At 62.0% G+C, this 26,851-nt stretch carries 24 protein-coding genes and 2 pseudogenes; 13 read left to right on the plus strand and 13 right to left on the minus strand.

Annotated features, from left to right (window positions below; genetic code table 11):
- Nucleotides 1-274 precede the first annotated feature (274 nt).
- On the plus strand, nucleotides 275-877 hold the full coding sequence (locus B3M58_RS13090) for a hypothetical protein (protein WP_296219704.1): 603 nt from the start codon (nucleotides 275-277) through the stop codon (nucleotides 875-877).
- Here the strand turns inward: B3M58_RS13090 and B3M58_RS22625 are convergent.
- The 3 genes and pseudogenes from B3M58_RS22625 to B3M58_RS13100 all read right to left on the minus strand — a co-directional run.
- A complete protein-coding gene (locus tag B3M58_RS22625; protein WP_414704086.1) occupies nucleotides 832-1,203 on the minus strand; it encodes a KilA-N domain-containing protein in 372 nt (123 codons plus the stop codon). The genes B3M58_RS13090 and B3M58_RS22625 overlap by 46 nt on opposite strands.
- 607 nt (nucleotides 1,204-1,810) lie before the next feature.
- Entirely contained in the window at nucleotides 1,811-3,481 is a 1,671-nt protein-coding gene (locus tag B3M58_RS13095; RefSeq protein WP_296219706.1) for a recombinase family protein, read from the minus strand.
- A 64-nt stretch (nucleotides 3,482-3,545) separates the two neighbouring features.
- A pseudogene (locus tag B3M58_RS13100) lies at nucleotides 3,546-3,734 on the minus strand (FKBP-type peptidyl-prolyl cis-trans isomerase); the annotation flags it as partial.
- Nucleotides 3,735-3,987: 253 nt separating this feature from the next.
- Here B3M58_RS13100 and B3M58_RS13105 point away from each other — a divergent pair.
- Nucleotides 3,988-5,913, plus strand: coding sequence for a DEAD/DEAH box helicase (locus tag B3M58_RS13105; RefSeq protein WP_296219708.1), 1,926 nt, complete (start codon nucleotides 3,988-3,990; stop codon nucleotides 5,911-5,913).
- 52 nt (nucleotides 5,914-5,965) lie between these two features.
- Here the strand turns inward: B3M58_RS13105 and B3M58_RS13110 are convergent, their stop codons facing one another.
- On the minus strand, nucleotides 5,966-6,895 hold the full coding sequence (locus B3M58_RS13110; protein WP_296219709.1) for a DMT family transporter: 930 nt from the start codon (nucleotides 6,893-6,895) through the stop codon (nucleotides 5,966-5,968).
- Nucleotides 6,896-7,004: 109 nt separating this feature from the next.
- Between B3M58_RS13110 and B3M58_RS13115 the strand changes: the two genes are divergently transcribed.
- Nucleotides 7,005-7,802: an AraC family transcriptional regulator gene (locus B3M58_RS13115; RefSeq protein WP_296219711.1), complete on the plus strand. Its 798-nt coding sequence runs from the start codon at nucleotides 7,005-7,007 to the stop codon at nucleotides 7,800-7,802.
- Nucleotides 7,803-7,819: 17 nt separating this feature from the next.
- On the opposite strand, the gene B3M58_RS13120 is transcribed toward B3M58_RS13115, so the two are convergent.
- From B3M58_RS13120 to B3M58_RS13135, 4 genes are all read right to left on the minus strand, one after another.
- Nucleotides 7,820-9,016 (minus strand): MFS transporter, encoded by a 1,197-nt coding sequence (locus B3M58_RS13120; protein WP_296219712.1) that lies wholly within the window; start codon nucleotides 9,014-9,016, stop codon nucleotides 7,820-7,822.
- A gap of 301 nt (nucleotides 9,017-9,317) precedes the next feature.
- Nucleotides 9,318-9,929, minus strand: a complete 612-nt coding sequence (locus B3M58_RS13125; RefSeq protein ID WP_296219713.1) for a LysE family translocator — start codon at nucleotides 9,927-9,929, stop codon at nucleotides 9,318-9,320.
- A 160-nt stretch (nucleotides 9,930-10,089) separates the two neighbouring features.
- Nucleotides 10,090-11,163: a hypothetical protein gene (locus tag B3M58_RS13130; protein WP_296219715.1), complete on the minus strand. Its 1,074-nt coding sequence runs from the start codon at nucleotides 11,161-11,163 to the stop codon at nucleotides 10,090-10,092.
- 92 nt (nucleotides 11,164-11,255) lie between these two features.
- Complete coding sequence (locus B3M58_RS13135) at nucleotides 11,256-12,866, minus strand: FMN-binding glutamate synthase family protein (protein WP_296219717.1); 1,611 nt, start codon at nucleotides 12,864-12,866, stop codon at nucleotides 11,256-11,258.
- 389 nt (nucleotides 12,867-13,255) lie between these two features.
- On the opposite strand from B3M58_RS13135, the gene B3M58_RS13140 reads away from it, so the two are divergent.
- The 10 genes and pseudogenes from B3M58_RS13140 to B3M58_RS13185 all read left to right on the plus strand — a co-directional run bounded on the left by B3M58_RS13140 (nucleotide 13,256) and on the right by B3M58_RS13185 (nucleotide 21,808).
- Nucleotides 13,256-14,377, plus strand: a complete 1,122-nt coding sequence (locus tag B3M58_RS13140) for a beta-ketoacyl-ACP synthase III (RefSeq protein WP_296219718.1) — start codon at nucleotides 13,256-13,258, stop codon at nucleotides 14,375-14,377.
- Nucleotides 14,377-14,988, plus strand: a complete 612-nt coding sequence (locus tag B3M58_RS13145) for an RNA polymerase sigma factor (RefSeq protein WP_296219719.1) — start codon at nucleotides 14,377-14,379, stop codon at nucleotides 14,986-14,988. The genes B3M58_RS13140 and B3M58_RS13145 overlap by 1 nt, the downstream gene beginning before the upstream one ends.
- Nucleotides 14,982-15,212, plus strand: a complete 231-nt coding sequence (locus tag B3M58_RS13150) for an anti-sigma factor family protein (protein ID WP_296219720.1) — start codon at nucleotides 14,982-14,984, stop codon at nucleotides 15,210-15,212. The genes B3M58_RS13145 and B3M58_RS13150 overlap by 7 nt, the downstream gene beginning before the upstream one ends.
- Nucleotides 15,213-15,475: 263 nt before the next feature.
- On the plus strand, nucleotides 15,476-15,769 hold the full coding sequence (locus B3M58_RS13155) for a hypothetical protein (RefSeq protein ID WP_296219722.1): 294 nt from the start codon (nucleotides 15,476-15,478) through the stop codon (nucleotides 15,767-15,769).
- Between the two features lie 21 nt (nucleotides 15,770-15,790).
- Nucleotides 15,791-16,633: a DUF692 domain-containing protein gene (locus B3M58_RS13160; protein ID WP_296219723.1), complete on the plus strand. Its 843-nt coding sequence runs from the start codon at nucleotides 15,791-15,793 to the stop codon at nucleotides 16,631-16,633.
- Nucleotides 16,630-17,337 (plus strand): DNA-binding domain-containing protein, encoded by a 708-nt coding sequence (locus tag B3M58_RS13165; protein ID WP_296219724.1) that lies wholly within the window; start codon nucleotides 16,630-16,632, stop codon nucleotides 17,335-17,337. The genes B3M58_RS13160 and B3M58_RS13165 overlap by 4 nt, the downstream gene beginning before the upstream one ends.
- 27 nt (nucleotides 17,338-17,364) lie before the next feature.
- Nucleotides 17,365-17,961 (plus strand): DoxX family protein, encoded by a 597-nt coding sequence (locus B3M58_RS13170; protein ID WP_296219725.1) that lies wholly within the window; start codon nucleotides 17,365-17,367, stop codon nucleotides 17,959-17,961.
- A gap of 313 nt (nucleotides 17,962-18,274) precedes the next feature.
- Complete coding sequence (locus B3M58_RS13175) at nucleotides 18,275-19,573, plus strand: OprO/OprP family phosphate-selective porin (RefSeq protein ID WP_296219726.1); 1,299 nt, start codon at nucleotides 18,275-18,277, stop codon at nucleotides 19,571-19,573.
- 106 nt (nucleotides 19,574-19,679) lie between these two features.
- A pseudogene (locus tag B3M58_RS13180) lies at nucleotides 19,680-20,579 on the plus strand (ParB/Srx family N-terminal domain-containing protein).
- Nucleotides 20,580-20,683: 104 nt separating this feature from the next.
- Nucleotides 20,684-21,808, plus strand: coding sequence for a GNAT family N-acetyltransferase (locus B3M58_RS13185; protein ID WP_296219728.1), 1,125 nt, complete (start codon nucleotides 20,684-20,686; stop codon nucleotides 21,806-21,808).
- 126 nt (nucleotides 21,809-21,934) lie between these two features.
- Here the strand turns inward: B3M58_RS13185 and B3M58_RS13190 are convergent, their stop codons facing one another.
- The 5 genes from B3M58_RS13190 to B3M58_RS13210 form a co-directional block, all read right to left on the minus strand.
- Nucleotides 21,935-22,435 (minus strand): REP-associated tyrosine transposase, encoded by a 501-nt coding sequence (locus B3M58_RS13190; protein ID WP_296219730.1) that lies wholly within the window; start codon nucleotides 22,433-22,435, stop codon nucleotides 21,935-21,937.
- 97 nt (nucleotides 22,436-22,532) lie between these two features.
- Nucleotides 22,533-24,365 (minus strand): ABC transporter ATP-binding protein, encoded by a 1,833-nt coding sequence (locus B3M58_RS13195; RefSeq protein ID WP_296219732.1) that lies wholly within the window; start codon nucleotides 24,363-24,365, stop codon nucleotides 22,533-22,535.
- Nucleotides 24,366-24,482: 117 nt separating this feature from the next.
- A complete protein-coding gene (locus B3M58_RS13200; RefSeq protein ID WP_296219733.1) occupies nucleotides 24,483-25,037 on the minus strand; it encodes a peptidylprolyl isomerase in 555 nt (184 codons plus the stop codon).
- Nucleotides 25,038-25,049: 12 nt separating this feature from the next.
- Nucleotides 25,050-25,856 carry an alpha/beta fold hydrolase gene (locus B3M58_RS13205; protein WP_296219735.1) on the minus strand — a complete coding sequence of 269 codons (807 nt, stop codon included), beginning with the start codon at nucleotides 25,854-25,856 and terminating at the stop codon, nucleotides 25,050-25,052.
- 13 nt (nucleotides 25,857-25,869) lie between these two features.
- Nucleotides 25,870-26,796: a LysR family transcriptional regulator gene (locus tag B3M58_RS13210; protein WP_296219737.1), complete on the minus strand. Its 927-nt coding sequence runs from the start codon at nucleotides 26,794-26,796 to the stop codon at nucleotides 25,870-25,872.
- Nucleotides 26,797-26,851: the final 55 nt, after the last annotated feature.

The raw sequence follows: 26,851 nt of genomic DNA on the forward strand, positions 1-26,851 counted from the left end.
GAGTCAGCGTGGAATCCGCAGACAGCCCAGAGAACGCCCCCGATCAGGGCGAGAACGACTAGCAGGCCCGATAGAAAATCGAGTGTTTTGATTACCATGTTTTTCATAGTTTCCTCCGTGAAGCGCCAGTAGTGCGTACTTGTCCAATGCAACAGTGCCAGCATCTCTGCCACTACGCCACCCAGCACCCACGCCTAGTATTTGTGCACAGCCCCACGGCGGGGCAGGGGTTTGGTAGCATCGCTGCCAATACAGGGCAGATGGGAGTAGCGGAATGGGTGTTGTGGATTGGATGAAACACCACTGGAAAGGGGGCGCTACTTTTGTGCTCGCCACCACTGCTGCAGCCATCATCACAAAGATCGTTGATCAGCGTTTTGATTTAGGTTGGTTTGCAGTAACCCCCGACTTGGTTGCCAACATCTACCGCCAGCTGACCGGCTGGCTAGCATTCCAAGTCTCGTTACCTGTCTGGTTGCTGCTTCCAGTCCTGGCGGCTGTCGTATTTATCACGCTCCGCCTACGTGGTGACCGCTCCCAGCTGACTCAATCGCTGACCGAAGCCATGACAGAGCTTGAGGGGCTGAAGCAGCCAAAGACCCCTGCTGTGCCTGTCCTGAACGCTGATCAACAGATTGTGCTCCAGACCATTGCCGCCGAGATTGAGAAGCAGCGTGGCTTTCCTTGCTTCGCAGATTTGAAGAGGGGAACGGGGTTTAGCCACCTTGTCACTGAAGGTGCAACAGACGTTCTTATAGACGCAGGGTTGATTCGGTGGGATTGGGATCGTATGGACATTATGCGCGCGAACTTGACCCCTGCCGGACGTGCCTACCTGCTGAGCACTGGAATCAGCGACAGCCAGCCGCACGGATAACCTTCAAATGATACTCGGGGCGGGAGACGGCGTAGCTGACGACCTCTCCACATGGCATATGCGTACACCAGCTCCTTCACTGCGTAGGTGCCAACCCGTTGCTTGGACACTAGTGGGGCAATACTGGGATTTCCCAGTATTAGTTCCTGAATAATGGATTGCCCTGACAGGCGGACCCACTGGCTAGGGGCGCTGGTGATGGCGTGAGCACCACTAGCCTTGTGCACATCGTTCAGGCAGTAGCGACCATGAGCATCCTGCTTAATAATCCAGCCATCAATCATCACTACAGGTGCAGCGACAGCTTCGCCGTCTTGCGAATTCATCGTGCACGGACAGCAGCAAGAGCATTGCACTACCAGAGTCTACGGCCAGCGCATACTACCACTCGTCAGATATAGCTTGACACTATCGATATGCTGCGTACAATAGAGCGAAAGCGAGTACGGAGCGAAGCGTAGTACGAAGCTTGAGCGATGCTCTTGATCTTATTGTATTAGGAAAACACTACATCTAGTATTTTTGAACGTAGTGAACCTACTAGATAAGCTATTATCACTGTAAGACTATGTGTTCTTATCTTATATCTAACAGAGTGAAACTCTGAGATTTATACTACTTATAGATATAAGGTATTTAACAGCTAGCCCTAAAGGGCTCCTGCTTCGCAGGCCCTACGCTGTTTCCTGCGCTTCCAGCAGCGCCCCGCCACAAAGCCCCCGCTTACCAAGCAAAATCCCCGATTTCGGAGATTAACGCCAATACAACCACCCGCACAGCCAGCACAAGGCGCAGGAAGGCACCAAAGAAGCCCGTAGAGCCTCATAGCGGCTATTGGTAGTGGATTGGTAGCCACAATTGATAATCGTTTGTTGTATTGGCCTTACTGGAGCTTCTAGCGAGCTGAATGCTGGTCATGATCAAGCATGAACGTTACTTTCGCTTCCACTGTACATAAGGCGGGTCAAGGTGCTCTTCTTCCTCGCCTTCTTGCTCAATCACCAATTCCGCATACCGTGCATAACGAATATCGACTTCTTCCGGGGCGGCATCTTCGCCATCGCCAAGGACTGCCGGAACCTCAACCGCCACGTCTGGATTGATTAGGAGTGTGGTTGACCATCCCCCCTCCCCGGCTCGCAACCTGTACCCCTCTGTCGTGTTGCTTCTGGCCTTCCGCTTAACGCCAAGATATGTCCACTGCTTGCCGTTCTCCGTGGTCGTAACGTTCCCCACGATGTCGCAGTAGATCGCATACCCCGAATCTTTGAGCATGGCATTCAGGACAATGGAGTCAGATTCCAATAGCTTGGTTTCTTCCCTGAGAACCTTGACCGATTCGCTAAGAACCTTGTCGCCGGCTGCAAGCGCTTTGAGTTCTTCTCCCAGCTTCCCGCGCTCGGCTTTGAGTGCAGCAAGCTTCTCTGCCACCTCAGCAAGATCAACAACAGCCGCCAACTCAACCAGTTTGCCAATCTCCTTGGCTACCCGGTCAAGCTCAGCTTCGAGTGTAATTTTCCGCTTCTCAGATGCTGAAAGTGTTTGCTTGGCGAGTGCGCGCTTGAAGGCCAGGTTTGAGGTCAACACCTGCACCAACTTAATTATGTTGATTGGAATGGACTTGTTGTTCTGGCAGCCAGCCAGTTTCAGCCGATGATGTGTCAGACACCGCATGGCCGCAGGCTTGCCATTTACCATGTGCATGACCATAGATTTTTCGCAGTGCTTGCACCTGACCAATCCCACAAGGAAGTGCTTGCTGGTTCTGGCACGGACTACCGAACGTTCTTTAAGTAGCCTTTGTGCCAGATAAAATGTTTCAGGTTCGATGATCGCCGGGTAGACGCCCGAGATTGAGTCAGCATCTGTATCTGAGTTCGCCCACGATCCAATCACAGCAGGATTGCTCAACCATCCCTGGACAGTTGGCCCGGAACACTTGGACAGTTTTTCGACACCTGACAGCCTGATCTTCGCTGCAATGGAATGCTTGCCAACACCAGCGATATACCAGTCAAAGACCAACGCAACCTGTTGTGCAATCTCAGCGATCACAGCGCCATCTGCAGTAAGCCATACAGGTGTGTGCCGCTTGATCGCTTCCCCTGCTAGCGCCAGCTTTCGCCGCGCCTTGTACGACGCCGCAACTCGTTCTGACAGGGCTTTACTGTAGTTGTGTGCGGCTTGTAGCTTAGCTATCAGCAGAAATATCTGAGAGCCGTTCAAGCTCTGTTCGGTGTATTCCTGCCCGTCATCAATCGTGACGATACTCACCCCGGCACGCAGGATAGGCGTTAGCAGGTCTAGTGCATCGAATGTCCCCTGCCTAGTTGCTCTGTCGATTGCTTCGATGAGCACACAATCCCCAGCCCGGATCAACCCCGCCTCGATTGCTTGCCGAATCTTGATAAACCCGCTGGCAGCCTTTCCTGCCTTCGTGGAGAAGCCACTTTTCTTTAGGTCGTCGTACACAAGATTTGATTTCGTGTAATCCGTGTGACTGCTTAGCCAGCTCTCAATTAGGTCAGCCTGTCGCCGGTAGGAGTCACCCTCGGATTGTCGGAACGATGAATATCTGATGTACGGAATGGCCTGCTTGGTCATGCTCTGTTGTTCCGGGTGCATGGCGGAAAGGGCTACCATACCCGAAAGTCAACTAACGTAGAAGCTGCTCCCAGCCTTTGATCACCCGACCGCTGCCAATCACGCATTGGAACGGCTTGCCGCGATCGTAGGATGAATCGAACGGCGTTCCGTCTTCGAGAAAGCCGCTGTACTGGGTGGTGATCAAGGCGCCTTTGACCACGGCTTTGCCGTCACCCAATTGAATGTCTACAACCTGCAATTCGTTGCTCATCACTCACTCTCGTTGATTCGCTGGCCTGTGGATGGCTATCCGGGCAGCGTTTTCTCAAGAATTGCCCGGCCTGGCAAGTGCCTTGAGGGGCAGCGGCGCAACGCCGTTGCCCGACCAACGCAGTGGCCAACCGAGGTATGTGATGGCCATGGTGTAGACGAAGGACTGACCGCTCCTCCAGCGGTTGCCAGCCATCGGTAAAAAGCACTTATCATTCAACGATATACCTGATGGTCTGAGTGGGAATCGTGGAATGCTGGCTGCTGTAAAACGCTACAAATTGCTCCTCTCCGGGGCGTTTGCTCGGTATTTTCCGCGCACGACGGCGTATTTACATGCCGAGCGCGAGGCGGCCGTGCCGCAGAAAACGCCCAGGGCGCGGGTCAAGGCGGCCAGCCGGGCGAAAAAGCCCACCAAGCCGCGCGCGGCAAGCCCCCAATCGCTCAGCACTGCGATCTACGGCCCCGCGCTGATGGCGGTCGACGAGCACCAGGCCAAGGCCATGCGCGAGCGGGTGGGGCAGGCGGTGGCGGCGGGGGTGATCAGCGCGCCTTCGGATGAACAGTGGGCGATGATTCTCGGTCGCAATCCGCTGACTCGCATCTTCGCCGGGGCGGGCTCGGGCAAGTCCACCACCCTGGTGCTGCGCGTGGTGTTCATGCTCTGCCATATGCGCGTCGAGCCTGGCCGGCTGACGGTGATTTCCTTCACCAATGCCTCGTGTGCGCAACTGCGCGAGCAGTTGATCCAGGTCCTGGGGTTTTGGTCCTATCCCTTTGACGCCGCCCAGGCCCGGCAATGTGTGCGTACCTTCCACTCGGCCATGGCTGTGCAGGCCAAGGCGCTGCTGAACAACCCGGCCTGGTTCGAGCAGTTGGACGACAGCAGTGGCGCGCCGCGCGAGCCGGATAATCCGCTGACCTCCGCGCGCTTGCGACCTGCTCAGCAGCGTGTGTTGAAACAGGCCTACCAGCGGTGTTATGCCGAGCATTCGGACTTTCGCGAGCGAGTGCATCGCGTGCTGGGCTTGCCGCTGCCCTGCACCGAAGGCAAGCGTGTGCGCATACCCAAGGCGCCCCTGGACGGGTTCAAGCTGGCGGGCGAGTTCAGCGCGGTACCGCTGTTCGAGGCCTTCTATGTGCAAGCCGGTTTTATGGAAAGCATCGGCATTCGCCTCGATCGGGTAAACCTTCAGACGCTGACATGTTCGGCGCACGAACGGGCCTTTATCGAGGCACTGCTGCCGTTCTGGGCGACGTTCGCTACGTGTTTGCGCGAGCAGCGGCTGATGACCTTCAACGGCGCCTTCCAGCAACTGACCCAGGCGTTGTCGGCTGGCCAAGAGCCAGGCGCGAGCACGGCTCTGGCGCCGTTCACGCACCTGCTGATCGATGAGTTTCAGGACATCTCGCCGCAGATCGTGCAGTGGCTGCAAGCCGTCCAGCGACGGTTGGCGGAGACCGGTGAGGCGGTCAGCCTCATGGCCATCGGTGACGATTGGCAGTCGATCTATGGCTGGCGGGGCAGTTCCCCTGAGCTGTTTATGGACTTCGACAAGCATTTCCCGGGTAAAGGCAAGGCGAAGAAAAGCGCTGTGCTCCTGCTGGAAACCAATTACCGCTCCATCGAGCCGGTGATCCGCGATGGCGAGGCGGTGCTCGCTGACGTTGCCTACAAGCACGCGAAAACCAGCAAAGCCTTCAAGGCCATGCAGCCGGGCGATCATGGCGTCAAGGTGGTGCAGCGTTTCGATAGCAAGACGCAGTTGCCGGAGCTGTTGCGGGTCATCAACAGCCAATGCGCGCACGTCGCCACCCGCAGCATGGCCGAGCGCACGGCGGTGCTGGTATTGAGCCGGCGCAACGAGCCCTTGCAGCGCATTCAGGCCCAGCTGGACAGCACGTTGCCGGTCAAGGCCTACACCATCCACCGCGCCAAGGGGCTGCAAGCCGAAGTCGCGATCATCGTCGACGACTGCGCGCCGCCGGAAAAACACCCGCTGCGCAATGCGCTGTATGCCTACTCGGGGTTCTTTCGCAACAGCTACGACCAGGCGATGGCCGATGAAAGCTTGCGCCTGGCGTATGTGGCGATTACCCGTGGCGTGAGTCGGGTGCTGTGGTTTACCCAGAAAGCCCAGGGGGCGACGCAGGTATTGCTGAAGCGCAACGGGCGCTGACGCCTTTCTGCGGCCTGGCCCCGAGCACTGCCGGTGCTCCGCCTGGCGCGGATTACTTGCCCAGGCGGGTCAGCAGGTGCTTGAGCCATTCGTAGCCACTCACCAGCAGTATCCCACCGAGGACCAGCAGTGCCCCGGCAACGAAGTTGGCTTCCAGGGGCTCGTCGAGCAGCCATACGCCGAACACGATGCCGAACAGCGGCGTCATGAACGACAGCACGCCCAGCCTGGAGGCGAGGTAGTGGCGCAGCAGCCAGAACCAGGCAAGGAAGCTGATAAACGACACCAGCAATACCTGGAAGAGCAAACTGCTCCAGAGCAGCGGGGTCAGCCTGACGTCGGTCTGCCCGAGAACCATGGCCGCCAGCAGCAACAGCACAAAGGCGCCGAGCAGCTGATAGAGCAAGGTTTGCGTGGCGGGTGCCTGGGCCAGGCGCGAACACCGCACCACGACGGTGGTGGCGCCCCAGGCGATGCCGCCCAGCACGCCGAGGAAGTCGCCGAACAACGCGGCGCTGGCGTCGCCACTCGCGGGCTCGGCGGCCCGCCCGCTAAACGCCGTGACAATACCGGCGAAGGCGATGGCAATGCCGAGCCACTGCACCGGCTTGAGGCGCTCCGTGGGGAGTCGCCAATGCAAGCCCAGGGCGGCAAAGATCGGTGCCGTGTAGAGAAAAATCACCATATGCGAGGCGCTGGTGTGGCGTAAGCCTTCGCCGACCAGCAGAAACTCAAGCGCAAACAACAGCCCCACCAGCAGGCCCGGCCGCCAGGTGCCGTCGCTCAACGCCATACGCTCACCGCGCGCGAGCATCAGCAGGCCGACTAGCAGCGCAGCGATGCTGGAGCGCACGGCAATTTGCAGGATGGGCGTCATGTCGATGGCCGCGGCCTTTATCGCGACCTGCTGCAAGCCCCAAATGGCGCACAGAACGAGCATCAGCCCGCTGGCTCGACCATCAATCGCCATACGCGTCGTCATGTTCTGTGCTTCGCCTTGCTGGGAGTGGTGAGGGATTGTCGGCTTGGCAGTTCTTCTTGATATAGCTTTAATACGACAGTCGATGCCAGTAATCCGCCAAGGTTGCCCGATGAACACCATGTTCCAGCACCCGCAACTTCCCCCCTTCAGCGAGGCGCTGCCTGCCCCGGTGTTTTTCCGTACGGCCAACATGCCGGCGCAGGCCAGCTACCCGCGGCATCGCCACGCCTGGGGTGAGTTCGTCTACTCATACAGCGGCGTGATGGAGATCGAACTCGCCAACCATCACTACCTGGCGCCGCCTCAATACGGCATATGGCTGCCGCCGAATGTCGAGCACATGGGCTTCAATCGGCATGAGGCGTGCCACTGTTCGCTGTACCTCGCGCCTGAGCTGTGTGCCGCGCTGCCTGCCAGCACTTGCGCCTTGACGGTGAGCCCGCTGGTGCGGGCGATCCTCGACGAGCTGCGGGGCAACCCGCCGCAATTGCCGCAAACCGATGAACAGCAGCGGCTCCTGCGGGTACTGGTGGACCAACTGGTGCAGGCGCCGCCCGCTGGCAGTTACCTGCCCACTTCCAGCGATCCACTGCTCGGGCCCGTGCTGCGTGCACTGGCAGCCTGCCCCGCCGATCCGCGGTCGCTGCCGGAGTTGGCCCGCGCCGCCAATACCACCGAGCGCACGCTGATGCGGCGCTGCCAGCGCGATCTCGGCATGTCATTCGTGGAGTGGCGACAGCGCCTGAAAGTCGTCGAAGCCCTCGCCCTGCTCGAACAAGGCCAAACCGTCGAAACCATCGGTCTGGACCTTGGCTACAGCAGCGCGTCGGCGTTTATCAGCATGTTCCGCAGAATGATGGGCGCCACGCCCGACGAATACCGCAAGGGCAACATACCCAAGGCATAAAGCGCTGCCCCAGGGCTTTAGCTGTGCGCGGGCGCCTGAACCTTCCAGGCCCAGTAGAACACCAGCAAACCGGCCACGGCGGTGGCGGCGCCGATGTAGCCGGTGGCGGTCCAGCCGAAGCCGGCGGTGATCGCCAGGCCGCCCAGCCACGGGCCGAGCGCGTTGGCGATGTTGAAGGCGGCGTGATTGGAGGCGGCGGCCAGGGTTTGCGCGTCGTGCGCGACATCCATCAAGTGGGTTTGCAGGGCGGGCGACAGCGACACCATGGTGCCGACCGCGAACACCGCCGGGAACATGCTCCAGGGCGATTGCGCCGCCAGCGGGAAAATCAGCAGCACCAGCGCACTCCACAGCAACAGCCAGGCCACCGCCTTGAAGCGCAGCCGGTCGAACAGCCAGCCGCCGAACATGTTGCCGAGAATGCCGCCCAGACCGAACGTCGCCAGGGCGAAGGGAATCCAGCCGGGTTGCAGCCGGGTCACTTCGAGCAGCGTCGGCGCCATATAGCTGAACACGCAAAACATGCCGGCGAAGCCGACCGAGCTGATGGCCAGCGCCAGCCACACGGGGGCGCGGTTGAAGGCGCGCAGCTCGCGCATCGGGTAACTGCGCTGCTGCTGTTTATCGCCCGGCAGAAAGAGCGCGAGCATGGCCACGGTGAGCAGGGCGATCAGCCCGACCAGGCCGAAGGCATAGCGCCAACTCAGCGCCTGGCCGAGCCAGGTGGCGATCGGGTTGCCGATCAGAATGGCGACCGTCAGCCCCATCAACACCCGACTCACGGCCTTGGCGCGTTTGTGCGGTGGTGCCATCGACGCCGCCACCAGCATCGCCACGCCGAAGTAGGCGCCGTGCGGCAAGCCGGCGAAGAAGCGAAACAACATCAGTGCGTGGTAGTCGGGAGCCAGGGCGCTGGCGAAGTTGCCGAGGGCGAACGTCGCCATGAGCAGCAGCAACAGGTGGCGGCGCAGCAGGTGCGAACCGAGGATCGCCAGCACCGGCGCGCCGACCACCACGCCGAGGGCGTAGGTGCTGATCACGTTGCCGACCTGTGGCTCGCTGATGCCGAGGTCCTCGGCGACATTGGGCATCAGCCCCATGACCGCAAACTCGCCGGTGCCGATGGCGAAGCCGCCGAGGGCCAGGGCCAGTTCGATGAGAACGATCGCGCGGGGCGAAAGGCGGGCTGCTGTGGCCGTGGCGTGCGCGGGCATGGTCCAGTCTCTGATGGCAAGCGAGTAAGGCGCGCCATTATTCACCGATTCGCCGCGCGAGGTAACCGTGGCAAGCGCTCAAGCCTGCGGTTTTCAGCGATTTCTTCGGGGTTATCCCAATGACGTGCTGCATGAGCCGTCAGGCTGTTGTGGCCGCACTCTTGACCACGAACTGTTCACGCCACGCGCACGCCCCCGCACAGCCTAAAGCGCGTGCGGCCAAGGCCCTCCTACTTCGCCAGCGTATGGGCCTGCCGCTTTTTCGCGGTTAAAGCTGGTCGATGGGGCGCTGGCACGCGCGTCAACGGGTCATCGGCAGGGCGGCGCCCATCAGCGCGAACATGCCGCCGCAGCAGCGATTGAAGGTCTTGCCGCTGCGTACCAGCCACGGGCGAATGCGCTGAGCGGCGCGCGCCAGCAGGTATTCGACCAGCCCTTCGACCACCGCGAAGGTCAGTGCCATCACCGCGAACTGCAGCCAGAGGTCGCGCGTCGGGTCGAGGAACTGCGGCAGGAAGGCACCAAAGAACAGGATCACCTTGGGGTTCGACAGTGCCGACAGCAGGCCCTGACGGAACAGGCTCGATCCGGCCTTGGCGGTGGCCTGGGTTGGCGCATCGAGGTGCGGCGGCGGGGCGCGCCAGAGCTGGATACCCAGCCAGATCAGGTACAGGCCGCCGATCCACTTAAGCAGGGTCAGGGCGTTCGCCGAGGCTTTCAGCAGGGCGCCGATGCCGAACATCGACAGGGCCATCAGCACCGCGAAGCCGATCACCCCGCCGGCCACGGTCCACAGGGTTTTGCGGTGGCCGTAGAGGGCGCCGTGGGTCAGCGCCAGCAAGCCGTTGGGGCCGGGCGTCAGCGACAGGCCGATGACGGCGGTGAGAAACAACAGCCAGGTGTGCAAGGCCATGGGCGGGTATCCGTAGCAGGTTGAGTTCCAGGGCCTTGAGGCAAGGCCTGGCGCTCATCTTTTTCATGCTTCGGCGTGGCGGTCAAGCGGCGGGTTGGCGGGAGACGCCGCGCGACTGTCGGTGGCCTTGCCGGCGCGGCCCTGCCGGGTGGGTAAGGCTTCAGCGGTTGGCCTGGGTGAAGCTGTCGTCGGACGGTTCTTTGCTGTAGGCGCCCTGGTTGTGGACCTGTTTCTTGCTGCCATTCATCAGGCTGGCGATGCGGCTGTCGGCGGTGCGGGCGGACGCCGCCTGGTTGCTGCTGCCAGTGATCAGCGGCGGGTTGAAACTGAAGGACCACAGGTAATGCCAGGCTGCGGCGTTGTGTTTTTCGGTCAGTTGCACGGCATTGAAGTACCAGGGCTTCAGTTCGCTGAAGGCGGTCATGTTCATCAAACCGCTGTTGCTGTCGCCGATGAAGCCGGTGCTGCTGGCGCCCGAGGAGCGGTAGGCCTCGAAGATCACGCCCTTGCCCTTGAGTTCGCTGACGTAGTTGCGGCTGACCTCGCCGACCCACTTGTTGCCCAGGTAGCTCTTGGCGTTGTTGGAGTAGAACGGGTCGAGCAGGGCCACGCGCTTGGGCAGCAACTTGCTGCTGACGGTGCCGGCCGTCACGGCGTCGCTGATCTTCTTGGTCAGGACGATGGCCATCTGGTTGCCCAGCGAATGGCCGAGCAGACGGATGTTGCTGCCGTTGTAGCCGGCCAGGTTGGCGGTGTAGCTCTGCAGCAGCAGGTCGCCCGCCGACTGTGCTGGACCACTGCTGTAGACACCGTTACTGTTGCGCCAGCGCATGGCGCGCGGGCCGCTGGCGGTCCAGATTTTGGCCTCGGCGTCCCTGACTTCGCCCTCGTCGGCGAACTGGTTCCAGTAGAGGATGCCGACGTTGTAACCGGCAGTCAGCCAGGCATGGGCCAGGTCGAGGTTCGGCCCGCCGGCATCCTGGCGGTTGAAGGTTTCGCGGTTCTTCGCCTGGCTCGAACCGTTCTGCCAGCCGTGGATATAGATGACGGTCGGTTTGCTCGCGCCGTAGTAGGCGTTGCTGTGGCCCGGCTGGGCTTTTTGCCAGCTGTCGCCGTAGCCGAACCAGTACAGGCCGTAGTCGAGGTTTTGGAAGTTGCTGTCGGGAAACACGCCGGTGGCGGCTTCGGCGACAGAGGTCAGTGTCAGCAGGCATAGCAGAATAAGTTTGCGCATGGCGGCCCGATCTTGTTGTTGTGTGGGGTGGCCAGAGCATAACCAGCGGCCTGGCGCGCACCATCGCCCAGATGGGGGAGCGCCAGGGGGAATCAGATCGCGGCGGCCTCGAAGCTGTCGGCCCGCGCCATAAGCCACATGCGTCCGTAGAACTCGCCGTCGATCTTGCCGCTGAGCAATTCGCCGGGCTTGAGAAACACATGCTGTTGCGAGAACAAGCGGATCTCGGTGGCGGACATGCGTTGCACCAGGTGCTTGGCATCGATCTGCGCAGGGTGATCGAGGCCGGCGGCGGCCAGCATTTCGGCCAGCGCCTTGAGGGTGTTGCGGTGGAAGTTGTAGACCCGCTGGGCCTTGTCCTCGACCACCAGGGCGCGCTGGCGCAGCGGGTCCTGCGTCGCCACCCCGGTTGGGCATTTATTGGTGTGGCAACTCTGGCTCTGAATACAGCCGATGGCGAACATGAAACCGCGCGCCGAGTTGGCCCAGTCGGCGCCGATGGCCAGCACCCGGGCGATGTCGAAGGCGCTGACGATCTTGCCGCTGGCGCCGAGCTTGATCTGGTCGCGCAGGTTCAGCCCAACCAGGGTGTTGTGCACGAACAGCAGGCCTTCGCGCATCGGCACGCCGAGGTGGTCGGTGAACTCCAGGGGCGCGGCGCCGGTGCCGCCTTCCTTGCCGTCGACGACGATGAAGTCGGGCAGGATGCCGGTCTCCAGCATGGCCTTGGCGATGCCCATGAATTCCCACGGGTGACCCAGGCAGAACTTGAAACCGACCGGTTTGCCGCCGGACAGCTCGCGCAACTGGGCGATGAACTGCAACAGCTCGATGGGCGTGGCGAAGGCGCTGTGGCGCGACGGCGAGATGCAGTCTTCGCCCATCGGCACGCCGCGGGTCGCCGCGATTTCAGCGGTGACCTTGTGTTTCGGCAGAATGCCGCCGTGGCCGGGTTTGGCGCCCTGGCTGAGTTTGATTTCGATCATCCGCACTTGCGGCATTTGCGCCTGGGCGGCGAAGCGTTGCGGGTCGAACTGGCCGCTGGCGGTACGGCAACCAAAGTAGCCGCTGCCCAGCTCCCAGGTCAGATCGCCGCCGTATTCACGGTGGTAACTGCTGATGCTGCCTTCGCCAGTGTCGTGGGCGAAGTTGCCGAGCTTGGCGCCTTTATTCAGCGCGCGAATGGCATTGGCGCTGAGCGAGCCGAAACTCATTGCCGAGATATTGAACAGCGAGGCGCAGTAGGGCTGGCTGCACTGCGCTCCGCCGATGATCACCCGGAAGCTGTTCGGGTCGCTCAGCGGCGCCGGGCGCATGGAGTGGCTGATGAACTCGAAACCGTTCTGGTAGACATCCAGCAGGGTGCCAAAGGGTTTGTCCGCACCCTCGTTCTTTGCCCGCGCGTAGACCAGCGAACGCTGCGCGCGGGAGAACGGCAATTGCTCGCCATCGGCTTCCAGCAGGTACTGGCGAATCTCCGGGCGGATGCCTTCGACCAGGTAACGGATATTGCCCAGGATCGGGTAGTTGCGCCGCACCGCCTGGCGTTTTTGCAGCAGATCACCGGTGCCGACCAGGCTTAATAGCGCACCGATCAGGGTGAAAGGCCACAGCCATGGGTGGTCGAGAAAGGCCAGGCTGACCAGGGTGAATAACACGCAGCAGGCGAAAAAGGCGTAACGGCTGAGCAGTGACAGGGTCATGCGGGCTCCCGATGGCATCGTGGCGCAAAGCCTCAGGGTAGATCGCCGGGCGGCATTGCGTCGACCGTGGGTATACCTGCCTGGCCAATACGCCGGTTTCCAGACGCTGAAGCGGCCAGCCTGAGCCGGGCGCGCGTCGTGTGTCGAATGCCGTGGTGCTGGCATCGTCTGCGGTTTGAACGGTATTGCCGCTAAAATCGATAGGCTGGCGCTTATCTGAGGTGCAGGCGAAGCTGGGTTGGCTGTGGCACACTCTGCGGCTTGGAACGGGGCATGCTCCTGCCTGGCGCTTGCGCCCCGTCGGTCCCCAGAATATGTGCCTCTGGTTCGTGGCCAGAGGCTCCTGCATAACCGGCCGCTACGCGCGGCAAAGAACAAGAGGAATGACCGTGCACAACGTCGTCATTAGTGGCACCGGCCTGTACACCCCGGCCAACAGTATTTCCAACGACGAGCTGGTGGAATCCTTCAACGCCTATGTGCAGCTGTTCAATGCCGACAACGCCGCGGCCATCGCCCGCGGTGAGGTCCTGGCGCTGACCGAGTCGAGCAGTGCCTTTATCGAGAAGGCCTCGGGCATCAAGAGCCGCTTCGTCATCGACAAAGCCGGCATCCTCGATCCCACGCGCATGACTCCGCGCATCCCCGAGCGCTCCAACGAGGAGTGGGGCGTGCTCTGCGAGATGGCGGTGGGCGCCGCCAAGGACGCCCTCGAACGTGCCGGCAAGACCGCGGCGGATATCGATGGCGTGATCGTCGCCTGCTCCAACCTGCAACGCGCCTACCCGGCGGTGGCCATCGAAGTGCAAGCGGCACTCGGCATTCAGGGCTTTGGCTACGACATGAACGTGGCTTGCTCCTCGGCCACCTTCGGCATTCAGGCGGCGACCAACGCCGTGCAGCTCGGCCAGGCGCGGGCGATTCTGATGGTCAACCCGGAAATCTGTACCGGGCACCTGAATTTCCGCGACCGTGACAGCCACTTCATCTTTGGCGATGCCTGTACCGCGGTGATCGTCGAGCGTGCCGACCTGGCCACCGCCAAGCAGCAGTTCGACATCGTCAGCACCAAGCTGCTGACCCAGTTCAGCAACAACATCCGCAACAACTTCGGCTTCCTCAACCGCGCTGCGGAAGAGGGCATCGGTGCACGCGACAAGCTGTTCGTCCAGGAAGGCCGCAAGGTGTTCAAGGATGTCTGCCCGATGGTCGCCGAACTGATCGGCGCGCACTTGCAGGAGAACCAGCTCAACGTCGGCGACGTTAAGCGCTTCTGGCTGCACCAGGCCAACCTCAACATGAACCTGCTGATCGCGCGCAAGCTGCTGGGTCGCGATGCCGAACCGCATGAAGCGCCGGTGATTCTCGACACCTACGCCAACACCAGTTCGGCCGGTTCGGTGATCGCCCTGCACAAGCACCAGGACGACCTGCCGAGCGGTGCCCTGGGTGTGCTCAGCTCTTTCGGTGCGGGTTATTCCATTGGCAGCGTGATTCTGCGTAAGCGTTGATGGACTATCCCGTCGACAGCGCCTTGCTCACCCGCCTGCTGGCGGGTGAGCAGAAGGCCTTCCGCGAACTGGTCGCCACCTACCAAGGGGCGATGCGCGCAGTGGCGTTCGCGATTGTCGGCAGCCGCAACGCCGACGAGGTGGTGCAGGATGCCTGGCTGGCCGTGGTGCGTAACCTGGACGGCTTTCAGGGGCGTTCGAGTCTGAAGACCTGGCTGCTGACCATCACCGCCAACACCGCCAAGACCCGCCTCAAGCACAACCGCCGCGAAGTGCTGCTGGACGACCTGCCATCGCCGCACGGCAGCCTTGGCGATGAGCGTTTTTCCACGGACGGCCACTGGCTGCTGGCGCCGCACGCGTGGCATCAGGACACGCCGGAAGCGCTGCTGACCGAAGCCGAGCTGCGCGAGTGTCTGGAGAAGACCCTGGCCAGTCTTTCGGAACTACAAGGCAGCGTGTTGCAGCTGCGCGAACGTCAAGGATTGGAATTGGAGGAAATCTGTAATCTTTTGGAAATCTCGCTCTCCAATGTGCGGGTGTTGTTACACCGCGCACGCCTGAAGGTGTTCGCCACCCTGGAACACTTCGAGGAGACCGGCCAATGCTGAGTTGTAAAGAGCTGGTGGCACATTCCAGCGATTTTTTAGATGGCCAGTTGAACCTGCGTCAGCGTTTGTCCGTGCGTGCGCATTTGGCCATGTGCCGGCATTGCCGACGGTTCATCAAGCAGCTGCGCCTGAGCCAGGCCGTCGTGCGCAAACTGCCGCAAGGGCAGAGCGCCGAACTCGATGCCCTGGCCGCCAAACTGGCGGAGATGCGGCGCTCACGCTAATTCCTTTGTAGCCGACCCGTGGTGGCGATGCCTTCGCCCTCCCATGGGCGCGGCGTTAGCCTCATCCATCTCGGGTTTGACGCTAGCCGAACGGGGCCGCGCTCGGTGCCTGCATGTGAGCTGGCCGCCAGGTTGTTGCAGCGATGCGTGCAGCATCTCGTCAATAAAAAATCACCCGCCGCTGTAACGCTTGGCCCCCAAGCCCGTCCATTATGCCGAGGGAGCCAATCCGGCCCCATTCTGATCTGCATTGGAGATTTGCCATGAAACATCTGAACGTTGTTGTTGCCACTCTGGGCGCTGCGCTGTTGAGCGCTACCGCGGTGACTGCTCAGGCCGCGCAGAACCCCTTTGCCGCTCAGGAACTGAGCAGCGGTTACAGCCTGGCGGCTGGCGAGAAGTCGGCTGAAGGTGCCTGCGGCGAAGGCAAGTGCGGTGGCGAAATGAAGAGCGAAGGCGAGGGCAAGTGCGGTGAAGGCAAGTGCGGCGGCGAGGCCAAAGCCGATGGCGAAGGTAAATGTGGCGAAGGCAAGTGCGGCGCTGAGAAGGCCGAGTAAATGAGCGGCAGCGGACAGCCCATGTCTCCCGTGTTTGTCAGCGGCGCCGGCCTCGGTCTGCGCCGTGGCTTGCTCGCCGCGTTGCAGGACAGCGCCGCGCAGCAGCTGGACTTTCTCGAGGTGGCACCGGAGAACTGGATCGGCGTCGGCGGTCGGCTGGGCAGGCAACTGCGCGCGCTGACCGAGCGCCTGCCGTTTCTCTGCCATGGCTTGTCCCTCAATCTCGGCGGCTTCGCGCCGCTGGATATTGAGCTGCTCAAGGCGATTAAAGGGTTTCTCGACCAGCACGGCATTCGCGGGTACAGCGAGCATCTGTCGGCCTGTGCCGATCACGCTCAGCTGTACGACCTGATGCCGTTGCCGTTCAGCGAAGAGTCGGTGGCGCGCATCGCCGAGCGTGTGCGCACCGTGCAGGACGTGTTGGAGCGGCCGCTGATCATCGAGAACGTGTCGGCCTATGCGCAGTTGCCCGGCGAACTGGACGAGGCGAGTTTCATCCGCGCCGTGCTGGAGCGGGCGAACTGCCAGTTATTGCTCGATGTGAACAACGTGTTCGTCAACAGCATCAATTTTGCCTTCGATCCGTTCGCCTACATCGCGGCGATGCCCAGCGAACGGATCGCTTACCTGCATGTCGCCGGTCACTACGACCAGGCGCAAGACCTGAAGATCGACACCCATGGCGCGCCGGTGATCGACCCGGTGTGGGCGCTGCTGGCGCACGCCTATGCCGTGCACGGTGTGCGGCCGACGCTGCTGGAGCGCGACTTCAACTTCCCGCCGATTGCCGAGCTGTACGCCGAAGTGGCGCAGATCCGTGAGTTGCAGGCGGCGGCCGAGCCCTGGCGGAGTGTCGGCACATGAACGGCATGCAGCTGCAACGCGCCTTCGCCGCGCGCATCCGTCAACCGGCGCAGCAGCCACTGCTCGCGGGCATCAGCGCGGCGCGCATGGCGGTGTACGAAGAGCTGTTCTTCAACAACATCGAAGGCTTTATCAGCGGCGGCTTTCCGCTGCTGCGGCGGCTATTCGACGATGCCCGCTGGCAGCGCCTGGTGCGCGGTTTTATCGCCGGGCATTCAGCGGCCACGCCGTATTTTCTGCAAATCGGCGAGGAGTTCATCGCCTGGTTGCAGCAGGGCTATGTCGCCGAAGCTGGCGATCCGCCGTTCCTCCTGGAGCTGGCACATTACGAATGGGTCGAGTTGGCGCTGGATGTCAGCGAGGACGAGCCCCCCGATAGCGGTTGGTCGCCGCTGGCCTGGCCGCTGGCTTACCACTGGCCGGTGCAACTGATCGGCGTGGACTACCAGCCAACCGAGGCGCCGGACACGCCGACGTGTCTGCTGGTCTGGCGCGATGTGCAGGACAAGGTGCGCTTCATGCAGCTGGCGCCCTTTGCCTACCAATTGGCCGTGCGCCTGCACGCCGGCGAAGCGCCCTTCGAGGTGCTGGACAACCTGGCCACGTTACACGGCCTGCACGCCGATGCCGGCTATTTCAACCATGCCCAGGCCTTACTGGATGACTGGCAGCGCCAGGGCATCTGGTTCGGCGAGGCGCTTTAACCTCGTTTTCCCTCGCGGAGATTCACCATGCTGACCCTGCTCAATCGTCTCCAGGATTGCCTGGACGCTACTCGTCGCCTGGATTTTCTGGGCCCGTTGTTGCTACGCCTGTATCTGGTGCCGATCTTCTGGATGGCCGGTACCCACAAACTGGCCGATATCGGCGCCACCGCCGCTTGGTTCGGCAACCCGGATTGGGGCTTGGGCCTGCCGTTCCCGACGCTGCTGGCCTGGGCCGCGGCGCTGACCGAAACCGGTGGTGCGCTGTTGCTGTTGTTCGGCCTGGCGGTGCGCTGGATCAGCATTCCACTGATCGTCACCATGCTGGTGGCGATCTTCGCCGTGCACCTGCCGTTCGGCTGGCAGGCGATTGCCGATGCCTCGGCGCCGTTCGCCAACGAGCGAGTCATGGCCTCGGTGGAAAAGATCGAGCGGGCGCGGGCGATTCTCAAGGAGCACGGCAATTACGACTGGCTGACCGGCAGCGGCAAGTTGGTGGTGCTGAACAACGGCGTCGAATTCGCCGTCACCTACCTAGTCATGCTGGTCGCACTGTTCTTCAGTGGCGCCGGGCGTTGGCTGAGCCTGGATTATTGGCTGGCCAAGGGGCTGCGCCGCCGCTGAGGGTTGCATTCAAGCTTCGCGGCTAAAGCCGCTCCCACAGAGTTCGCGAGCAATGTGGGAGCGGCTTTAGCCGCGAATAATCGCTTATGCGCCGCCTTACCACATTGAGGCCCCGCCGCATGAGCCGTAAAAGGTGCGGACTAGAGCGGTCAACTGCTTATATGCAAACGAAGTAAAAAGTTCCGTTGTCATCAAATATTTATATATCAGCAACTGCGCTGAAATAACCCCCCGCCAAGATTCCCTCCAGCACGAACGAGCCCAAACGCTCGGGTGTTTTCAACACTTCTAAAGTTCATTAGGGGAATCTTCGATGATCCGTAAGCACTTCGCCGGTTTCGCAGCCAGCGCCCTGGCTCTGGCCGTTTCCGCCCAGGCTTTCGCTGGCACCGTCACCACCGACGGCGCCGATATCGTTGTCAAAACCAAGGGTGGCCTGGAAGTCGCTACCACTGACAAGCAGTTCGGCTTCAAGATTGGTGGTCGTCTGCAACTCGATGGCGGCAGCTTCGACGGTTTCTACACTCAAAATGGCAACCGTGCCGACGAAACCTATCTACGCCGTGCCCGCCTGGAAATTTCCGGTGTTGCCTACCAAGATTGGGAATATGTATTCAACCGCAACTTCGGCGATAGCGGTGGAGACGATAACTGGGACGAAGCATCCGTCTCTTACACCGGTTTTGACCCGGTCACCCTTAGCGTAGGCCGCATCAATCCGACTTTCGGTCTGGAAGAGGCTGTCAGCTCCAAGTGGATTACTTCCATCGAGCGTTCGGCAATCAATGATTTGGCCCCGTGGACGAATACCCACGAGAATGGCGAAGGCATCCGTCTGCGTACTACTCTCGGCGGCATGTTCCATGGCGAGGCTGGTGCCTATCGCCAGGATGGTAACCAGGACCAAGACGGCGAAAATAACTACTCCATCATCACGCGTGGTGTATTCGCTCCAATCGTTGAAGAGGGCCAGGTTCTACATTTCGGCCTGAACTACGCAACCCGCGAAGTTGAAGATGGCTTCCGTGAACGTATTCGCTCTCGCCTTTCGGTACGCGGCACCACCGAAGATGAAGTCAATGGCAACCGTGGTACTTACGGCGACGCTTTCCTGGACGGTACTGATAGCGCCTATGGTCTCGAAGCGGCCTACATGATGGGGCCGTTCTCCGTGCAGGGCGAATACCTGAAGCGCACTGCCGATGGCTCCGAGCTGTTGAATGGCAACGATAACGATCTAGAAGCTTCCGGTTATAACGTTCAGTTGGCCTACACCCTGACCGGTGAGTCGCGCAGCTACAAGCTCGATGGCGGCAAGTTCGACAAGATTAAGCCGAGCAACAAGCAGTTGGGTGCTTGGGAAGTCTTCTACCGCTACGACAACATCACTGTTGACGAAACTCCACGCTTGCCTGCCGGCGCTGTCGCCGGTTTGACCGCAGACACCATCGAAGCCGGCGCCAAAGTACATACCGTGGGCGTGAACTGGTACGCCAACGAGTCCGTCAAGGTGGCTGCAAATTACATCACCGCTAAAGCAGACGATCTTGCAAACACTGCTGGCGACGACGATGGCGATGCTGTGACCCTGCGTTTGCAGTACCTGTTCTAAAAGCACTATCGGTAAAACGTTGCTCCTTTGAAGCCCCGCTCCGTGCGGGGCTTTTTTTATCGACCGATCAGTGGAGGTTCGCGTGCTGCGTGCCCTGTTTAGCCTGATGTTAGCGACGGCGTTGAGCCTGAATGCCATGGCCAATGATTTCAGTGCGGCCAAACCTGGCGAGCTGGTGCAGGTTCGTCTCGAACAACTGCACCCGACCCAGTCCGTGGTTGGCTACGACCAGATCTATTACAAGCTCGGGCGTTTCGCCAAAGAGCCGAAAAAACGCTACGACGAGTATTGCGAGGCCAATGGCCAGGGCGAGAGCAGCAAGGTGCCGAACGGCGCCAACCTGCATGCGCCGCAGAGCTTCGAATGCCAGGGCGCTGTCGGTTCGCGCGGCAGCGAGATGAAAACTGTGGTGGTCGGCCCAGGCGGCCAGCTCTACCTCACCGACGGCCATCACACCTTCACCACCCTCTGAGAACAGCCGGGCGCGGGGCCGCAGTTGCAGGTGTGGGTCAAGGTCACCGACAACTTCAGCGACAGTGCCAACCTGTCGAGCTTCTGGCAGCGCATGCAGGACGCGCGCAAGGTCTGGCTGAAAGACGGCAATGGTCAGCCGATCGAGTCGCAGCAGATTCCCGCGCAATTGGGCCTGGCCAATCTGCACAACGACCCATACCGCGCGCTGGTCTACTTCACCCGTGAAGTGGCCTACGACAAGCCGCGTTCCGGTGACGTGGCGCCGGAGTTTCTCGAGTTTTACTGGGGCAACTGGCTGCGCGGCCAGCTCGCCTTGAGCGATTACGACTTGCACGACCGCGGTGGTTACCGCGCTGCGGTCGAGGCCGCGGCCCAATTGATGGTCGCGCAGCCGGCGGACCGGGTGATCGGCGACAGCGGTTTGCAAGCCCGCCAACTGGGCGGCTATGCGGCGGTGGATCGCAAGGAACTGGGCAAGATGGCCACGACTAAGCTGCACTACCTGATCGGCTACAAGGCCCAGCTCAACTGATCGGGCGTTATCGCCAGGCGCCGCGCGGTCGCCTGGCGATTGCCATTCAGCCCGTCGCCTGCTTGACGTTATAGTGCAGCCTCGCCACACCATGAGAGCTGTCGATGTCCGTGCACTGTTTGGCCTCGCTGAATGACCTCGCGCCCGCCTGTTGGGATGCCTTGCTGACGCAGCCGCAGCCCTTCCTGCGCCATGCGTTTCTCTCGGCTCTGGAAGACAGCGGCAGCGTGGGCGGGCGCAGTGGTTGGCAGGCCGCGCATCAGGTGCTGCTCGATGGCCAGGGCCAGCCGCTGGCGGCGCTGCCGGCTTATCTGAAAAGCCATTCCTACGGCGAATATGTGTTCGACCACGGCTGGGCCGATGCCTGCCGCCGCGCCGGGATCGACTATTACCCCAAGCTGCTCGGCGCCATCCCCTTTTCCCCGGTGACTGGCCAGCGCCTGTTGGGCGATCCGTTGGCGGCGGGGCAGCTGCTCGATGAGCTGACCGTGAGCCTGGAGCGCCAGGGCCTGTCCAGCCTGCACATCAACTTCACCGACGAGGCCGCCGATGCTCTGCTGCGTGGCCGCGACGGCTGGCTGGAGCGCCTGGGTTGCCAGTACCACTGGCGCAACCGTGGTTACCGCGACTTTCAGGATTTTCTCGACAGCCTGAGTTCGCGCAAACGCAAGCAGCTGCGCAAGGAACGCGAGCAGGTGGCGGGGCAGGGCATCGACTTCGACTGGCGCGCGGGGCACCAGCTCAGCGAGGTCGAGTGGGATTTCGTCTACCTGTGCTACGCCAACACCTACCGCGTACGTGGCCAGGCGCCGTACCTGACGCGGGCATTTTTCAGCCTGCTGGCCGAGCGCATGCCCGAAGCGATCCGCGTGGTACTGGCGCGTCAGGGCGCCCAGCCGGTGGCCATGGCGTTCAGCTTGCTCGGCGGCGACAGTTTGTATGGCCGCTACTGGGGCTGCCTGGCGGAGTTCGACCGCCTGCATTTCGAGACCTGCTTCTACCAGGGGATGGACTACGCGATTGCCCAGGGCCTCCAGCGCTTCGACGCCGGCGCCCAGGGCGAGCACAAGCTGATTCGCGGCTTCGAGCCGGTGATCACCCGCTCCTGGCATTACCTCTGCCACCCCGGCCTGCGCGCGGCGGTGGCGGATTTTCTCGAACAGGAGCGCGCCGGCGTGCAGGGTTACGCCGAGGAAGCGCGTAGCCTGTTGCCGTATCGGCAGGGTTGATCGCCTCTCGCCTGATCGATTGCGGTTCGCGGGCATGGCCCGCTCCTACGGGTGATGCAGCGTTCATGTAAGCGCGGGCCATGCCCGCGAAGCGATGTTAGCTACAGCAACGATCTCTGCGCCTTATCAAAGCCAGATCGCGTTCCAGAAAGGATAATCGCCGATTCGTTTTACCAGGCCCGCCCGCCGCGGGTTGGCGACGATATAGCGGGCGACGGCTTGCAGCCCGTCTTCAGCGCGCAAGGCGTGATCGTGAAAGGTTTTCGCCCAGAGCGGCCCTTGTCGATCCAATAGGCGATTGGCCTGCCGTGAGCTGGCGGATTTGAGCCGGCCAACTACATCGCCGAGCCTGTCCTTGTCACCAAGCTGAAGCAGCCAGTGCGCATGATCGGGCATCAGCACCCAGGCGAGCATGCGACTCTCACCGAGCAAGGCGCGGTCCTCGAAACAGCGTGCGGCCGAGCAGGCCGCTGGAAAATAGGCGAAGCGTGGCTCGCGCTTATCTGTAGTTGCGGTAATCAGATAAACCGTATGGCCCAGGGAGACTCGGCCTTTGCGCAAGGCCGCGTGCCCGGATTTTCTGTGTAGGAGCGGGCCATGCCCGCGATGGCTGTGATGCTCATCCATAAGCATTCTCCTGGGGTATTTCACGAGCGTGGCCCGCTCCTACAGTTGGACATCACGCGCTGCTGCTGTAGGCGCGGCCCATGGCCGCGATCAGGCTTCAATCGACCCCGACAAAACCGCCGGTCTGGTGCTGCCACAGGCGGGCGTAGAGGCCGCCCTGGGCGATCAGTTGGCTGTGGCTGCCGGTTTCGACGATGCGCCCCTGGTCGATTACCACCAGGCGGTCCATGCGCGCGATGGTCGACAGGCGGTGGGCGATGGCGATCACGGTTTTACCGTGCATCAGGCTGTCGAGGCTTTCCTGGATCGCGGCTTCGACCTCGGAATCCAGCGCCGAGGTGGCTTCGTCGAGCACCAGGATCGGCGCGTCCTTGAGCAGCACACGGGCGATGGCGACGCGCTGGCGCTGGCCGCCGGAAAGCTTGACCCCGCGTTCGCCGACCATGGCATCGAAGCCGCGGCCGCCCTGGCTGTCGTCGAGTAAGGGGATAAACCCATCGGCGCGGGCCTTGCGTACCGCGTCGCGCAGTTCCGCTTCGCTGGCCTCGGGTTTGCCGTAGAGCAGGTTGTCGCGGATCGAGCGGTGCAGCAGCGAGGTGTCCTGGGTGACCACGCCGATCTGCGCGCGCAGGCTTTCCTGGGTCACCTCGGCGATGTTTTGGCCGTCGATGAGGATGCGCCCGCTCTCCAGGTCATAGAGGCGCAGCAGCAAGCTGACCAGGGTCGATTTGCCAGCGCCGGAGGGGCCGACCAGGCCGATTTTTTCCCCGGCCTGCACCTGGAGGTCCAGGCCGCCGATCACCCCGTGGCGTTTGCCGTAGTGAAAGTGAATGTTGTCGAAGTGCACGGCGCCCTGGCTGACGTGGAGCGGTCTGGCCTGTGCCTGGTCGAGCACCTGGCGCGGCTGGACGATGGTTTTCATGCCGTCCTGCACGGTGCCGACGTTTTCGAAGATGCCGTTGACCACCCACATGATCCACTCGGCCATGTTGTTGATGCGGATCACCAGGCCCAGCGCCAGGGCAATGGCGCCGGTGCTGATCTGGCCCTGAGTCCACAGCCACAGCGCCAGCGCGCCGGTGCCGACGATCAGCACGCCGTTGAGGCTGGTGATGAGGAAATCCAGGGTGGTGATGGTGCGCGATTGCAGGCGGAACTTGTCGAGCAGCTCCTGCATCGCTTCGCGGGCGTAGTGTTCTTCGACCTGGGTGTGGGCGAACAGCTTGAGGGTGGTGACGTTGCTGTAGCCGTCGACCACCCGCCCCATGACTTTCGAGCGCGCCGCCGAAGCCGCTGCCGAGCGTTCCTTGATGCGCGGCACGAAGTAGCAAAGCGCGGCGCAGTAACCGGCGATCCAGAGCAGCAACGGCAGGATCAGGCGCAGATCGGCGGCGGCGAACAGGTACAGCGCACTGCCGGCATACACCGCCACGTGCCAGAGGGCATCGACCACCTGCATCGCCGAATCGCGCAGCGACGGCCCGGTCTGCATGATGCGCTGGGCGATACGCCCGGCGAAGTCGTTCTGGAAGAAGCTCAGGCTCTGTTTGAGCACGTAGCGGTGATTCTGCCAGCGGATCAGGTTGGTCAGACCGGGGTTGATGGTCTGGTGCGTCAGCAGGTTGTGCAGGCCGAAGACCAGGGGGCGGATGACCAGCGCCACCAGCAGCATCCACAGCAACTCGTTCTGATACTGGCTGAAGAATTCGCGGCTCGGCGTGGCCTGGGACATGTCGATCAGTTGACCGAGGAAGCTGAACAGCGCCACCTCGATCAAGGCGGCGAAGAAGCCGACCACCAGCACGGCGATCATCAGCGGCCAGACCTGGCGCAGGTAGTGGGCGTAGAACGGCAGGATGCCGGCCGGTGGCTCGACGTCCGGGCTGGCTTTGAATACGTCGATCAGGGCTTCGAAGCGGCGAAACAACATGTCAGGCATCCTGCCTCGGTCGGGGAACAGAGCCTGATTCTAGCGAGTTTTGCGCGGCTGGGTGGCGGCGCTTGGTGTTGCCTAGGCTGGGCTTCAGCCCAGCCTAGGCGAGTGGCGTCAGAGGCGTTTGGCGTCGATGATCAGCACCGGCTCCAGCGGCACGTTCTGGTGGCCGCTACGGGTGGCGGTCGGCACCTGGGCGATCTTGTCGACCACGTCCATACCGCGCAGCACTTTGCCGAACACTGCGTAGCCGAAGTCACGCGAGCCGTGGTCGAGGAAGGCGTTGTCCTTGTGGTTGATGAAGAACTGGCTGGTGGCCGAATCGCGCACCTGCGTACGGGCCATGGCCAGGGTGCCGCGCACGTTGTGCAGACCGTTGTCGGCTTCGTTCTTGATCGGCGCCTGGGTATCTTTCTGCTGCATGTCGGCATCGAAACCGCCGCCCTGCACCATGAAACCTGGGATTACCCGGTGAAACTGGGTGTTCTTGTAGTAACCGCTGTCCACGTAGGCAAGGAAGTTCTGCGCGCTGATCGGGGCTTTATCCGCAGCCAGTTCGATTTCGATGTCACCAAGGCTGGTGGTCAGCAGCACTTTCGGGTTTTCCGCAGCCAGCAGGCTGGTGGCGAACAGCAGTGAGCAGGCGGCGAGGGCAAGTTTCTTCAGCATTCTTGGCGATCCTTATTGAGTGGTGGAGGCAGTCTGTTCGACTTCATCGAGAAAGGCGAGCAGGCTGCTATTGAAGCGTTGCGGTTGATCCAGTGGTGTGGCGTGGCGCGAGTCTTCGATCACCAGCAGGCGTGCGTTGGGCAGTTCTTTGACGTAGGCCTCTTTCTGCGTCACCGGGGTGTAGTCGCGGTCGGCGCTGATCACCAGGGTAGGACAGGTGATACGCGCCAGGCGTTCCCGCACGCCCCAGCCGATAATCGCGTCAAGACTGGCGAGGTAGGCGCGCTTGTCGTTCTGTGGCCAGCGTTGCTCGATCTTGCGGCGCAGTTCGGCCTGTTCGGGCTTGGGGAACAGCAGCTTGCCGAGGGCCTTGGCGATGGTGTCGAGGCTGAGCAGACGCGACAGGCTCCAGCGTTTGGCGATTTCCAGGTAGTCGCGCGGGCTTCTCGCTTTCACTTCCGGGCCGCTGTTGACGATGGTCAGGCTCTTCAGCAAGTCGGGGCGCTCGACGCCCAGCTGGAAGCCGATCATGCCGCCCATGGAAATGCCGACCAGGTGCACCGCATCCAGCTTGAGGTGTTCGATCAGCGCGACGACGTCCTCGGCGAACCCGGCGATGCTGTAGCGTTCGCGGGGTTTATCGGAGCGGCCATGGCCGCGCACGTCGAGGGCGATCACCCGGTAGTGCGCCGCCAGCTCGGCAATCTGGTACTCCCAATCGCGGGTGCTTGAACCCAAGCCATGAACCAGCAACACGGGGGCGCCGTGACCGTATTCTTCGTAGTGCAGCTGGCAACCGTCGTTATCGAAATAGGACATGGGCGACTCCTTGTCAGGTGGGCGGTAGCGGGGCGGCGAAGGCGGCGCTGAGCGGCGCGGCATCGAAGCGCTGGATCAGGTCGATGAGAATCTGCGTGGCCGGGCCGAGCGGTTTGTCTTTGTTCGAGTAGAGAAAGAATACCGGGTTGCGGCTGCCACCCTTGTCCAGTGGCAGCGGTTTGAGCAGGCCGTCTTTCAATTCGCGCTCGATCATGTGGCGCGGTAGCCAGGCGAAGCCCAGGCCGTTGCCGACGAAGCTGGCGGCGGTGGCCAGGCTGCCGACGGTCCAGCGCTGCTCGGCGCCCAGCCAGCCGACATCGCGCGGTTGCTGGCGGCCGGAATCGCGGATGACTACCTGCATCTGGGTTTCCAGGTCCTGGAAACTCAACTCGCGCTGCAGGCGGTGCAGCGGATGGTCCGGGTGGGCGACGGCGATGAACTCCACCGTACTCATTTCCGAGCCGAGGAAGCCGGGAATATTGAAGCCGCAGATGGCCAGGTCGGCGACACCTTCCTTGAGCACCTCCTCGACCCCGGAGAGCACTTCCTCGCGCAGGCGCACGCGGCAGCCGCGGCTCTGCGGCATAAAGGCGGTCAGCGCGCGCACCAGCCGCGCATTGGGGTAGGCGGCATCCACCACCAGGCGTACTTCGGCCTCCCAGCCCTGCTCCATGTGGTGGGCCAGGTCTTCCAGCTGGCTGGCCTGTTTCACCAGTTGCCGCGAGCGGCGCAGCAGCACATCGCCGGCTTCGGTGAGCACCGCCTTGCGCCCGTCGATGCGCAGCAGCGGCACGCCGAGCTGATCCTGCATGCGCGCCACGGTGTAACTAACCGAGGATTGCGAGCGGTGCAGCACCTCGGCGGCCTGGGCAAAACCGCCCTGGTCGACCACCGCCTGCAAAGTGCGCCATTGATCCAGGGTCACACGGGGCGCTTTCATTATCCTCTCCTATTCACACGAGTCGTCGGGTGCACAGCGAGGCTAACTCGCCCTA

The organism is Pseudomonas sp. UBA2684, assembly GCA_002354655.1.
Taxonomy (GTDB): domain Bacteria; phylum Pseudomonadota; class Gammaproteobacteria; order Pseudomonadales; family Pseudomonadaceae; genus Aquipseudomonas.